The organism is Verrucomicrobiia bacterium (genome assembly GCA_036405135.1).
Taxonomy (GTDB): domain Bacteria; phylum Verrucomicrobiota; class Verrucomicrobiia; order Limisphaerales; family JAEYXS01; genus JAEYXS01.
On the sequence record DASWYF010000035.1, the window covers coordinates 89454 to 102350 of the forward strand.

Consider the following 12897-nt stretch of genomic DNA (forward strand, 5'->3'; position numbering starts at 1 on the left):
TGCTAACTTCAATTCGTTGAAAAAAATGAATATCTTAACCAGCTTGCAAAAGTTGGCAGGTGCGTGGCAACCGAAAGGGTTGCGGCTTCTGGCAACTGGTATGGTGTCGGCCTTGGCAGTATGCTCGGCGACGAGTGTGCTGGGACAAACCAATGTGGCCAATGTGCTCACGTTGGCTGGTGGACTTCAAGGTAGTGATGTGGGACCCACGCCTGGCAGTTGGGTGATCACGTTTACGGGACCCAACAGCAGTGGAGCATTTCAGGCCGGCATTAAGCTCGATTCTCCTTTGGGCATGGCCATGGACGGTGACGGGTTTCTCTATATCGCCGAAAGTGATCAAGGAAACTTGCTTAAAGTCACCAATCCCGGAAACCGGGAGACGAGTTTCACATATTTGTTCGCCAGTGGCTTTCAAAAACCCGTGGCAGTCGCTGTCAATCGGTCAAATAACGACATTTTTGTCCTGACAGAAACGGACGGTTTGATTTGGCGCTATACCTCGGAAGGTGTCTTGGTCGGAGGGGCTGCTGTCAATGCGGGTACGCCATTGGTATTGCCCTCCGCGCTTACCATTGATGGTGCTGGGAATCTATTTGTCACCCAGCAAAACGGTGCCGTATTGCGGGTTACCCAAGCCGGTGTAGTGACACCGATTGTGCCGGCAGCGACATTTAGCGGTCCAAGCGGTATCGCCGCTTATCAGACAAATGTGGTGGCCGTCAGTGATACGGGTAACAATTCGATCAAATTGCTGAACGTGGTTGATTTCAGTATCACTACGCTGGCGGGCAGTGCGGGAGCAGGCTTCACGAACGGACCTGGTTCTGGTGCCAAGTTTAACATGCCACGCAGTATTGCGCTCGCACCAAATGGGTCGTTGATTGTTGCCGATCAAAGCAACCACCGTGTGCGCATCGTGACAGCAGAGGGAACGGTTGAGACTCTTTACGGTGTGTCCACCAATAAATGGCCTGATAGCAGCTTTTATCCCGCTTTTCCGGGATTGTTGGACGGTACGAATGCTCATGCCAACCAGCCGTGGGGCGTGACGGTTTCGCCATCGGGCACCAATATCTTCATCACAGAGATCGGTCACACCTACGATGTCCTTCGCACTGTGGGCAACCTGAGTTTCGCAGCGGCATCTGGCGGAAATCCTGGCGGAAGCGGTGTGGGCAATGTTTCTCTGACGGGCAACATCTTGACGTTCGGTTTTGCTTCGGGTGAAGGATCTGCAAGTTTCCAAGCCAAGGCGGGCCAGCAGTATTTCATTCCAGTGACCTTGACACTGCCGCCGGTTCAAGATTTGTATTCTTTTGGTTTCTCCCTTGCGGCCACAAATATGCCCGCTAGCGGTGCTCCTCCTATTCCGTTAGGCGGGTTAAGTTTCGATACTATGTTGAAGAAGCCGGTTCCGGGAATTTCAGGCGCAACGATTTATACGGATATCACACCGGGTGCTTGGATCGGAGTTTATACGAATTTGGTGCGCATCGATACCACCACCGGTCAGCCTTACACCAATTTGATCCCCGTGATCACGAACACGGTGTATGCCAGCACGTTGCAAAATCTGCTGGGTGTGAGCTGGTTGGAAATCCCCGGCGAGACAAACTTATATGATACCACCAGCCAGGATTTGATCTCTTTCTCCCAGGCTCACATCAACACATTGGAAGCCCACGCAAGCGGTAAAGCCATTGTGGGATCATTTGGATTCACGATTCCGGCAGGCGCTCCGGTAGGCAGCAAGTATCGCGTGCAAGTATTTAATGCCAGCGGCAGTTCCAATCTGAATGGAGGCGTCAGCTTCGTTACACCTGTGAATGGGTCGCTTACTAACGGTTCCATCAATTCCATCAAGGAGATCACGGTTGTCGGATCGCTCCGTTATTTAGTGGGTGATTTGGAGGAATTCAGGTGGATCAATGCGGGTGATTTCGGTGATGGCAGCATCAATATCATTGATGCCCAAGAGACGTTCATGAGTGCCATCTATCGTTATAATTTGCCAACGCCAGGCAGCGATTTCTTCGGTGCCATGGATTCCTATGATAATGGTTCCGGCATTGATCCTTCCACTGGAAATATCGATGCGGTATTGACGGGTGATGGGGAAATCACAATCGGTGACGTACAGGTCACTTTGCGTCGTTCTCAAGATCCTTATGTTGGTTGGGTGACCCGTGAAGCAGGCGGCACGGCACCGTTGCTGGTGCCCAGCGGTCTGACGCAGCCTACATTTGCTCCCTCATCTGCTTTGTTGGCTACCACAGCACCGATGAACTCGGCTGATTTGAGTAACCTCAAACTTGTGGCAGGGGAAGTGCAGGCGACGGGTGCTGGTCAAGTATCTATCCCAATTAAAGCTATCGTTTATGGTAACACAGCCATCAAGTCCTTGATGGTATCTTTGGAGATTGAACCGTTGGGGACAACACCGAAGTTGCAACAGCCGGTTCAATTCCAGATGGTCACTGCCAATCTGGGAGTGCCGAGATTCACCACCAGCCAAGGTAACACGTTTGGTGCGGCTTGGATGAACACCTTCAATCCAGGCAGCCAATGGGGTGTGCCTGGCTTGGCCTCGGGTGAACACGTGATCGGTAACCTGCTGGTGACCATACCGGCTGGCACTACTGCTTACAGTGCTTACGTGATTCGTGTGGCGCACGTATCTGCCATCGGCACCAAGCGCACAACCAGCGCGAATGGTTTGGTCACCTTCTCCAACCGCACTGCCTCAACCGCAGGCGATCAAATCTCTGATGCCTGGCGGTTGCGCTATTTCGGCGGCAGTTTGAACATGCTGGCTTCGGCCAATGCGGATGCGGATGGTGATGGAATCCCGAACTGGTCGGAATACCTCGCTGGCACGGATCCGACGGACCCGAACTCCGGTCTCCGCGTTGGGGGCGGGGCGAGCGTGAACGGTGCAGGCATCACGATCAGCTGGCCAACTGAAGCGGGTCTCAATTACGTGCTGGAGTACAGCACTACATTGGCGTCTGATAATTGGATTCAACTGGGTGGTGTCCGGGTCGGCACTGGTGGCGACTTGACTGCCACGGATACGGCCACCTCAACTAACGGTCGCTTCTATCGCGTTCGTCTGGTGAGCGGCTCCAGCCAATAAGAGAATTGATCAACAAAGAAGAAGGCGCATCGCAAGATGCGCCTTTTTGCTTTATCAAACCAATGGATCAGATAAACCCGCCAGTCGAGGGCATCAAGTTCAGTTGATGGTGAGCTGTTGCTTGATCTTAAACTTCTCGATGCGTTTACGGAGCGTGGCGCGGGTGATGCCGAGCAGTTTGGAGGCGCGCACCTGGTTGCCGCCAGTTTCTGCCAAGGCATGGATGATCAATTCACGTTCCACTGTGGGGATCAACTTTTGATCACCACGGGAGCGTGCCCAGTCGAAGAGGCGGCGGATGAGCGCAGTGGTGTCATCGCCTGTTTGAGGTGTCCCCGTGGCGGAAGGAGCAGGCGCGGGTGCTGTTTGCGGCGCAAATGCCGGGATTGGGGGAGCCACCACTGGAACGATTGGAGTTCCTGCCCGGCTGTTTAGGAGTTCTGCCGGCAGGTCGGATTCCAAGATGGCATCGCCTTTGGCCACCACAAGAGCGCGCTGGATGGAGTTTTCCAGTTCACGGACATTTCCTGGCCAATGATAGGCCTGCATGGTGTTGACAGCGTCATTCGTGATCGCCTTGAGCGCCCCTTTTTGCTGCTGACCGTATTTCTTCAGGAAATAATTCACCAGCAAGGGAATATCGCTCGGACGCTCGCGCAGAGCGGGCATCTTTATACGGACTACATTCAGGCGATAGAAAAGGTCTTCGCGGAACTGCTTGGCGGCGACCGCTTCTTCCAAGTTCTTGTTCGTTGCGGCGATGACGCGCACGTTCACCTTAATGGACTGATTACCGCCGACCCTTTCAAAGATGCCGGACTGCAGCACGCGGAGGATCTTCGTCTGCGTGGGCAGGCTCATATCACCGATTTCGTCCAAGAATATCGTGCCATTATTGCACTGCTCGAACTTGCCGATGCGTTGCACGGCGGCACCGGTGAAGGCGCCTTTTTCATGGCCGAACAGTTCGCTTTCCAGGAGGTTTTCCGGGATGGCGGCGCAGTTGATGGCAAGAAAGGGTTGGCTGCTTCGCTGACTATGGTGATAGACGGCGCGGGCCACCAGTTCCTTGCCGGTACCGCTTTCGCCCGTGATGAGGGCGGTGGCGTCCGACATGGCGAGCTGGCCGATGAGCTTGAAGACGTTCTGCATCGGCTCGCTGCGGCCGATGATGCCCATTTCGTAATCCTCAGTCTCCAAGACAGGCTGGTAACTCACCACCTGCTTCATATCGCGCGACGCCTTCAGGGCATTGCCGACGATCTGTTTCAGCTTAGGGACGTCAAAAGGCTTTAGCAGGTAATCGAAGGCCCCGAGCTTCATGGCCTCAATGGCCGTCTGGGTGGTGCCGTAGGCGGTCATCATGATGACCGGCAGCTTGGCGTCCACCTGGCGCAGACGCCGGAGCGCCTCCAGACCGGTGATGCCGCCCATGCGGACGTCCATGATGACGAGGTCAGGCTTGACCTTGGCCAAGAGTTTTAAACCTTCCTCGCCACTGTTGGCAGTGGTGAGTTCGATTTCCGGGGAGTCGAAGATTCGGCGGAAAGAGTACTGAACATCCGCCTCGTCATCGATGAGCAGGAGTTTGTCCATCGTTACTTAGCCGCGTGGGTCGCAGCGGTCAAAAAGTAACACCCCCTCCGAGATTTGCACGACATTCTGTAAAATAATGATGAAAAATACTGTGGCAACGGTAGTTATGCCGCTCATTCTGTTTCTACGAGCTGATGTTCATTGCGGAAAGATACGTAGACAGCACCGCCGATCAGGCTCCAAATGAGGCTTCCGGCGTAAGTTAACAAGGAAAGCGTAAGGGCTTGGGTGCTGGGCACATTGAAAAGCGGAGTAGCAAGCAACAGGACGAATAGGTTCTCCCGCACCCCCAGCCCGGATGGTGTGATGGGTATGGCTGAGAGGCAGATGATGGATGGCACGATGAACATCAACGCCTGCAGATCGATGGTGATGGAGAGCCCTTGAGCTACGGCATACACCTGAAATACGCAGAACGCATTCAACGCCATGGAATAGAGCAGGGCGATGATCAGGTCCTTCGGGCTTTCGCCAAAGCGCCGGCAGGAGTTGAGTGAACGTTCCAAGACATCGGCTTTCGGCAAGCGCTTCAAAAACTCACGTATCTGCGGAAACCGTTTCGAGACGCCGCCAAAGAATGCCAGGAAACAGAACACCGCAGAGCCCACAAACAAAGCGGCGATCAATCCGCCGAAACTCACTAGCGTGGGGTTGTCCAACCACGAACCGATATTCAGCAACAGCATGAGTGCTGCAAAAAGAAGCATGGAAAACAGGCCGATGATGCGATCGGCAAAGACCGTCGTGACTGCTTCTGTCTTCTGATGCTTCGTCTCACGGGCCGCGTAATACGCCTTGAACAAATCGCCCCCCGTTGAGCCCAACAGGAAGGAGTTGAAGAAATGCGCCACCAGTGAGATTTCTAAAGTGCGAGCCAAGGGCAGGCGAATATCCTGAGTCTGTAACAACCGTTGCCAGCGTAAGACACCGAGCAACAGTGTTGCTCCCATGAAAACCAAGGAGATAAAAAAGGCGGCGGGAGACACCACGCGCACCGCGTCCCAAAGTTCTGCGGGACCATGTCGCCATGCTTGCTGCCATTGTTCAGAGCGGGAGAGGGAGCTCCAATCACCGCCACCGGCCGTGACGGACTGCTTGCCCTCCTGCATGAAGATGCCGTGGAAAATCCACAACATCAGGGCGGCGCAAATCAGCAGCCGCCACCAGAGCTTGCTCCATTTGCCACTGCCTTTGTTCAATTCGGTCCCCACACTGATTTCAAAAACTCAAACCCTTGCTTCACTTCATCCACGGTCACAGAGGGATTCAGCTCCATCACCTTGATCTTGTTTCCCGCAGCGTAACTGGCCAGTCCCTTGAAGTCTATGCTGCCGGTGCCGGGTGCGCGATGATCTTGATCCGGAAAAATGACATCGTGGATGTGGAATCCGAACAAGCGCGGAGCCACGGTATCCAAGTGCGCCCGATGATGGATGAGGCCAAGATTCGCCTTGATCTGCGCATGTCCGATGTCATGCCAGTAACCGACTGTATCCGGCGGGAACTCGTTCAAAATGGCCGGGTAATCCCCCTCCAGCGGGATCTCATCCACCGCCTCGCGGATCTCCAAGCCCAGCTTGATATCCATCTCCGCCGCCTTCACAGCCAGTTCTTTCACGAGTTTGATGGCGCGAGATTGAGGGGCTTCCTTCACCCGCTCACGCTCGATCATCATCGCTTCCAGAATGTCTCCATGCTTGGCAGCGTCATCGGCCTTGATGGCTTCACTGAGCATGTCCGTGACTTCATCCGAGATGGGGAGCCGGCCGAAATGCAGGACCATGGCTACGGCCTTCACCTTGGCGGCCGTCTCAAGTGATTTGATTGAATACTTCAACGCATTAGACCATTCCGTCTCTTTCTGGGCGCTGAACTTAAAGATGTTCGGGTTCGGATGATTGTAGCCGAGGGGCAGGGGACAGAAATTGTGGACGCTGGAAATCTTGATCACACCTTTGGCCACTGCTTCAAAGATACCGGGCAGGAGACTGATGCGGATACCGTGACTTAACTCCGCATACTCGAAGCCGAGATCGCGAATCTCTTCAAGCATGGCGCGACCGTCCGTGTGACGGTTCGAGTTCCAGCAGGTGGACAGGGAGTACATAAAAAAGCCGGGTGCTATGATTCATAGCACCCGGCCATTGGAAAAGCCTAAATCTTACAGATCGGCATAACGAGCGCTTAGCATCGCCGAGAAGCGCGCGACCTTCATCTTGCGACGACGGCGTTCGCTGGGCTTCTCATAGTGACGGTGATTGCGCACCTCCTTGAGGGTACCCTCGCGGTCGATCTTCTTCTTCAAACGGCGCAGTGCCTTTTCAACGGACTCGCCTTTCTTGAGCTTAATCTCAGTCAACTTAACTCACATCCTCTCTAGCAGGCATGCCCGGTATGTTCACAATGGGCGTGCCAAAAAATTGGAGCCGAAGATTAGATTTCGAAAGAATGAGTGTCAAACGACAAAAAGAGGAGGTGGAGTGCCTCTTTTGTAAGATTCTCATGGATAGCGGTTTATATATGAAAAATATGTTGTTTAAAGCTGCTCATTTCTTGCGGGTCTCCGCTTGATTTACGGACAGACTCTGTAATCATCAAATTCGTCATGGGGTTGCCGTCCGAACCACAAACGCTTACGCCGGAGCAGGTTGCTGAATTGAACAGCAAGCTGTCGGAGATGCGTCATAACATCAATAACTACCTCTCGATGATCATCGCGGCGACCGAGCTGGTGAAGCGCAAGCCGGAATCGGCTGAACGCTTTCTGGACATGATCGCCCTCCAACCTCCGCGCGTGACTGCCGACATGCAGGCGTTTACTAACGCCTTCGAGAAGATGCTCAAGATTGAGCGGGAATAGGGATCGTCTCTTCCGGTCGCCCCGTGGCCGCGCTGACTCTGCGACGGAATTCTTCCACTGAGACATTTATCGGCTTGGCCTGGCATATCTGTTCTGCGCCCGGGTAATTCCACAGGTTAGGGAAATCGCGGCATTGCTGCGGCTTCACCGGCTGCACATCGCAGTTGGAACCGTTCAGGAAAATGCACTCACCATTCGGCTTGTCCATGAGGGCTAGGCCTTGGCGGTCTGGACGCAATCTCGTGTAACGCTGGATGAAGTCGTGCTCCGCCAGTTCGAGATGTGCCGCCATGCGGCTGATCTCGGCATCCGTGATACGCACCTGCCCCGGCCAACGGCAACAGGCGGTGCAGCGCTGGCATTCCAAAAACACTGGCATGAGCAGCAGGGTAGGGGAAATTTAATGGCGGGCAAGTGCGGTAGTGGAGCGCGACTCTCCGGGTCGCAGCAATATCCAAATGGCTTACGGCGGGGAAACTATCAGAGGCACCGAACTTCCCTGCTTGAAACTCCAAAAGTATTACGCTGCCTTTTGCTCAGGTGAGTTGCTGCGACTCGGAGAGTCGCGCTCCATCACATAGTGCTTGCGTGATTTTCTTGAAACAGCAGAGTCTCTTTCATCAATCAACCTATGGAGACGAGCGGACAAGAGGACACGAAAACACCACAGCGGCTTGGCGGTATATTCAAGCGTGCGGTCTTTCTTTTGGCATCTGCGTGCTGGGTGTTGATCGGTTTGGGTTTCGGCATGTGTCTTATCCAATACATGTTCCATCGAGGAGCGGGCATACACATTCTCGGCATCCCCATATCCTCCGCCAGCGTGCTGATCGGCGTGATTCATTTCACCGGATTCTCCATGGGCATGCTGTTCAGTCTGGCATTGGGGATTTGGTTGGGTGCGCTAGGGGTGAGTGGTGATCATCATCAGAAGTGACCTAACAGCCTGTAACCATTCCCCATTTCGAACGTCATTCCTTCCAGACAGTCAAAGTAACCACTCACGATGTATCCTATGAAACGAGTTTTACTGGCGGTGTTGGGCGGCAGTGTATTGATGGCTTCTGCCGTGATGGCGCAGGAAGCACCGCAGAAACCGCGTGAAGAAGTGCCCAAGGAGGTCAAACCGGAAGCAGCCCCCTTCCGCGAGCAGTTCCGCAAAGAGTATGAAAATCTTACGCCGGAGCAGCGTCAGGCTAAGATGAAGGAGATGCGCGAGAAGATGCAGAACAATCCCGAACTGCAGAAGCAGCGCGAGGAGTTTAAGAAACTGACCCCTGAACAACGTGAAGCCAGGATGAAGCAGTTTCGCGAACGTGCCGGCAAAGCCCAAGCCGACACGCCAGAGCAGCGCGAGGCCAGGATGAAGGAATTCAAAGAGAGGGTGGAGGCCCGCCGCTCGGAACTGGAAAAGAAGAAGAAAGTCGGCACAATCACGGCAGAAGAGGAAAAACAGCTCGAGCGCATGAACGCAGCCGCCAAACGGGCGACGGAAGATAAGGCCGCTCCCAAGGAAAAGCCAAAAGCGGAATAACAAAGACCGGCATGACCGATTTCCAACGGCGGCTTTTTTCGAGCCGCCGTTTCCTTTTTGCACTGTTCGGCGACTAGGCATGTCTCTTAATCAGACCTTTTTATTGTTGTGCCCCAAGCCTTCCTACTTCAAGGATGACGCATGCACTGGCGGTTCTTTCTATTGAACTCTTCCATGTGCAGGCTCGTCTGAATGTAAAACAGAGCAGCCTTTTCGACTCACCCTGACGACCAGCGTGGCACCGAACGAACCCACAGATTCGCAGTTGATAGCCGCTGTATTGCGAGGCGATACGGCGAGCTTCGAGCAATTGGTGGTGAAGTATCAGCCGCGTGTCTTTGCTACGGCACGGCGTTATGCGCGTCGCGAGGATGAGGTGGAGGACATCGTTCAAGAGGTGTTCCTGAAGGCGTTTCAAAAGCTCTCCAGCTTCCGAGGGGAAGCGCCGTTTGAACACTGGTTGATGCGGTTGGCAGTGAGGACTTGCTACGATTTTTTGCGTGAACATCAACGGAACCGCGAGACGACTTTCACGCAGATATCCGATGACGAGCAGGATTGGCTGGAGCGTCATGCGGAAGATCCAGATGGTTCCAATGAGAAGGCGACGGAGGCCAAAGAACTCATCGGCAAGGTATTGGAGCAGCTTTCGCCCCCGGCACGATTGGTCATCACCTTGCTGGAGATCGAGGACCGGTCGGTGAAAGAGATCGCGGACCTGACTGGGTGGTCAGTGCCGCTGGTGAAGGTGCGGGCCTTCCGGGCACGTGCTGAGATGAAAAAGTTGCTGACAAAGTTGATGAAGGACAAGAAATTGTAACCAATCGGCACTAAGGTGCGTCTGACTGGTTGGCAGGCTTATGGATACGGCCAAACTAAATAATAAATTGATCGCGGCGGCCCGGCACAACCGGACATCCGATCAGGTGCCTTATGCGTTTGAGAAGCGCATCATGGCGAATATCAAGGACTTGCGTCCGGTGGATGTGTGGGCTCTTTGGGGCCATGCGCTTTGGCGGGCAGCGGCGCCTTGTGTGGCCGTCATGCTGGTGATCGGCGTCTGGTCCCTCCAGAAGCACGATCAGCAGGTCGCGCAATTGCAGTCCTCGGACCTGGAGCAGACCGTCCTCGCGCCTTTGGATAACGTGGGAGATATTTGGTGAGCATTTGGAAGGTCATTTTGGCGACCTTGGTGATCTTTGGAGCCGGAGTCATCACGGGAGGCCTGTTCGTCAATCGCATGCACGTCACTGCACCTGTGGTGGCAGCACCTGCGGATGATTCGAATCGCCATCCCCTGAGCACCTGGGTTCCACCTCAAGCCAATACCAACAACCCTCCACCCGCTGCCGTGGGCAAGGCGAAAGATTTTGTAGCACGTTTCGGAGCACAGTTGGAACTGACCAGCGAACAGCGCACTCGCATCGAGCAGATCATGAGTGACAGCCAGAAGCGCACGAAGGGAATCTCCGACAGTGTTGCTCCGTATGTGCGGGAGGAAGTGCGTCACACCCGCGAACTCATCCGCAATGAACTGACCGCTCAGCAGCTTCAGAAGTACGACGAGATCCTCCGTCCTAAGAAAAAGAACGATCCTTCCAAGAAGAACGCCAAGATGGTCATCGAAGGGGAGTAGGCGCCATTTCTTCTTCGCCGTTCTCGGCCAGTTCACGGCAATGTTCCACGAGATGGGAAATGCCGAAAGGCTTCTTCAAGACCGGCGCTCCGAGACGTTCCAATTCTTCCGTCAGTTCACGACTGCCCGCATCTCCGGTGATGAACAGGAATGATTTTGTCTGCGAGGGACTGTTCTCTTTCAACCAACGATAGATACCCAAGCCATCCACCAAGGGCATCCTTACATCGGATATGATGAGGTCGTAACCGCGCACTTGCAGACGTTCGATGGCTTCCTTGCCATTGGCGGCGCGGTCCACATTGTAGCCCAGCATGCTCGTAAGGGTTGCCTCCACCATTTGCGCGACCGATTCTTCATCATCGGCGAGCAGTACTCGACGGACAGTATTTTCTTCTGTGGGCTGTTCCGTGGCAAAGGGCACTAAGGGCAACGCTGCCGCCATGGGTTCCAAGGCCAGAGGCAAGGTGAAGGAAAAGGTGGTGCCACGCCCGATCATGCTGGCCACCTGAATCTCACCGCCATGCTGACGGATGATGCTATCGCAAACGCTGAGGCCAAGGCCGGTGCCTTTATCAGGGCCTTTCGTGGTGAAGAAAGGATCGAAGATGCGCGCGAGATGCTCTTGAGCGATGCCATGGCCGCAATCATTCACTGAGAAACGCACGAGTGAACCTTCGAGCTTGGCTTGAAAGGTGAGCACGGCTGGACGCTGCTTTTCCATCGCATCCAGCGCGTTCAGTCCCAGATTCATCACCACCTGTTTGATTTGTCCAGGCTCGGCGTAAACCATGACTGGACGCGGGGGGAAATCCCAGCGCACTTGGCACTCAAGCTGGCGGATACGAAAGCCCAACATCGTCAGGGCTTCCTGACAGATCTGCCGCAAGTCAGCTGAGGCTCGTTCGATAGGAGCGGGACGTGAGAGTTGCAACAACTGGCGGATGATCTGGGCGGATTCCACCGCGCTGTCATGCACCATCTGGCAATAACGCACCAATTGCACGGGCGCAGAATGACGGTAGAGTTCACGCTGGATCAACTCGGTGAAGCCGACGATGGGCACGAGCTTATTGTTGATCTCATGTGCGACACCGCCTGCCAGATTTTCCATGAGCGCAGATTTTTCCTGCTGAATCATGCGCCGTTCAAAAAGACGCTGTTCGGTGACGTCATCTACCAGCAAGCAAACCTGCGCCGTTTCTTTGATCCAGCTTAGGAACAACAGCAGACGGCGTTGGCCGCGATTGGGAGTATCAATCGTCACTTCGATCTCGGCTTTTTGATCCAGCTCTTGCGAGCGAGCCAGAGCAGTCATCACGCGTAGGAAACTTAAACGATCCTGTTCCAGCATCCGTTTCAGCAAACGACCGGGTTCTGGATTTTCCGATGAATCAGCAAAGAGGTCCCAAAGCCGATGATTGCCCGCCGTCACTTTGCCGTCCGGAGTGAGCAAGGCGACTGCCAAGGCACTGTTCTCGAAGAGAATGTCGAATTGTCCACGGGATTCACGCAAAGCAGACAGACTTTCTTCCAGTGCGAGATTCTTTTGACCCAGCTCCAATTGTCGTTTTTCTGCGAGTGCCGTTCTTTCTTCGACGAGCTGGTATTGCAGCCGCACCAAGGTCTGCATGGAGATCATGCCGTGATAAGCGCCATCTGCCGTCACGAGGGCGACGTCATCGTAGAAGCTGTCGCCAGAGCGGGCCAAGGCTGCCCGTAGCACTTCTTCCAAAGGCGTTCCGATGCAGAATTTAAGCGCATCCGGCATCGCGTGTTGAAGCACGGCATTGCGTCCGTAAACGGCGAAGCCGAAACGTGCGCCCAGAAGGAAGCCCAACCTGCTGCGGGAAATCACGCCTTCAAGCTGTCCGCTGGCATCGACTACACCGGCATACTCATGCGGTTGGCGCCTGAAAAGATGGTAGGCCGATTCCAGCGTGGCATGGCTGGATACCTTAAAATCATGGTTGATCAGGGTTTCCAGGCAGGTTCCTGCGACACCGATCACCATTTCTTGTCTGTCTGCTGTCATGAACGTAACCGATAATCGGCTTCAGAAATGGCGGATTTGCCGCGCTGGGGTGACGATTGGGTGACAAACCGGATGGAAAAGTGTCCTCAAATTTTCA

At 54.4% G+C, this 12897-nt stretch carries 13 protein-coding genes; 7 read left to right on the plus strand and 6 right to left on the minus strand.

The window, feature by feature from the left end:
- The first annotated feature begins 25 nt into the window (after positions 1–25).
- Positions 26–3139: a hypothetical protein gene (locus tag VGH19_16975; GenBank protein ID HEY1173064.1), complete on the plus strand. Its 3114-nt coding sequence runs from the start codon at positions 26–28 to the stop codon at positions 3137–3139.
- Between the two features lie 99 nt (positions 3140–3238).
- Here the strand turns inward: VGH19_16975 and VGH19_16980 are convergent, their stop codons facing one another.
- From VGH19_16980 to rpsU, 4 genes are all read right to left on the minus strand, one after another.
- Complete coding sequence (locus VGH19_16980; protein ID HEY1173065.1) at positions 3239–4735, minus strand: sigma-54 dependent transcriptional regulator; 1497 nt, start codon at positions 4733–4735, stop codon at positions 3239–3241.
- 113 nt (positions 4736–4848) lie between these two features.
- Positions 4849–5946, minus strand: a complete 1098-nt coding sequence (locus tag VGH19_16985; GenBank protein ID HEY1173066.1) for a lysylphosphatidylglycerol synthase transmembrane domain-containing protein — start codon at positions 5944–5946, stop codon at positions 4849–4851.
- Complete coding sequence (locus VGH19_16990) at positions 5931–6842, minus strand: sugar phosphate isomerase/epimerase (protein HEY1173067.1); 912 nt, start codon at positions 6840–6842, stop codon at positions 5931–5933. Before VGH19_16990 ends, VGH19_16985 begins: the two co-directional genes overlap by 16 nt.
- A 54-nt stretch (positions 6843–6896) precedes the next feature.
- Positions 6897–7094 carry a 30S ribosomal protein S21 gene (gene rpsU / locus VGH19_16995; protein ID HEY1173068.1) on the minus strand — a complete coding sequence of 66 codons (198 nt, stop codon included), beginning with the start codon at positions 7092–7094 and terminating at the stop codon, positions 6897–6899.
- 246 nt (positions 7095–7340) lie between these two features.
- Here rpsU and VGH19_17000 point away from each other — a divergent pair, with 246 nt between their 5' ends.
- Positions 7341–7595 carry a hypothetical protein gene (locus VGH19_17000; GenBank protein HEY1173069.1) on the plus strand — a complete coding sequence of 85 codons (255 nt, stop codon included), beginning with the start codon at positions 7341–7343 and terminating at the stop codon, positions 7593–7595.
- Here the strand turns inward: VGH19_17000 and VGH19_17005 are convergent.
- Positions 7576–7974 (minus strand): YkgJ family cysteine cluster protein, encoded by a 399-nt coding sequence (locus tag VGH19_17005; protein HEY1173070.1) that lies wholly within the window; start codon positions 7972–7974, stop codon positions 7576–7578. The two genes, VGH19_17000 and VGH19_17005, sit on opposite strands and share 20 nt — an antisense overlap.
- 252 nt (positions 7975–8226) lie before the next feature.
- Here VGH19_17005 and VGH19_17010 point away from each other — a divergent pair, with 252 nt between their 5' ends.
- The 5 genes from VGH19_17010 to VGH19_17030 all read left to right on the plus strand — a co-directional run bounded on the left by VGH19_17010 (position 8227) and on the right by VGH19_17030 (position 10765).
- Positions 8227–8532: a hypothetical protein gene (locus tag VGH19_17010; protein ID HEY1173071.1), complete on the plus strand. Its 306-nt coding sequence runs from the start codon at positions 8227–8229 to the stop codon at positions 8530–8532.
- 78 nt (positions 8533–8610) lie between these two features.
- On the plus strand, positions 8611–9129 hold the full coding sequence (locus VGH19_17015; GenBank protein ID HEY1173072.1) for a hypothetical protein: 519 nt from the start codon (positions 8611–8613) through the stop codon (positions 9127–9129).
- A gap of 235 nt (positions 9130–9364) precedes the next feature.
- On the plus strand, positions 9365–9949 hold the full coding sequence (locus VGH19_17020; protein ID HEY1173073.1) for a sigma-70 family RNA polymerase sigma factor: 585 nt from the start codon (positions 9365–9367) through the stop codon (positions 9947–9949).
- A 40-nt stretch (positions 9950–9989) separates the two neighbouring features.
- Positions 9990–10292: a hypothetical protein gene (locus VGH19_17025; protein HEY1173074.1), complete on the plus strand. Its 303-nt coding sequence runs from the start codon at positions 9990–9992 to the stop codon at positions 10290–10292.
- On the plus strand, positions 10289–10765 hold the full coding sequence (locus tag VGH19_17030; GenBank protein ID HEY1173075.1) for a hypothetical protein: 477 nt from the start codon (positions 10289–10291) through the stop codon (positions 10763–10765). The genes VGH19_17025 and VGH19_17030 overlap by 4 nt, the downstream gene beginning before the upstream one ends.
- Here the strand turns inward: VGH19_17030 and VGH19_17035 are convergent.
- Positions 10749–12800, minus strand: a complete 2052-nt coding sequence (locus VGH19_17035; protein HEY1173076.1) for an ATP-binding protein — start codon at positions 12798–12800, stop codon at positions 10749–10751. The two genes, VGH19_17030 and VGH19_17035, sit on opposite strands and share 17 nt — an antisense overlap.
- Positions 12801–12897 lie beyond the last annotated feature (97 nt).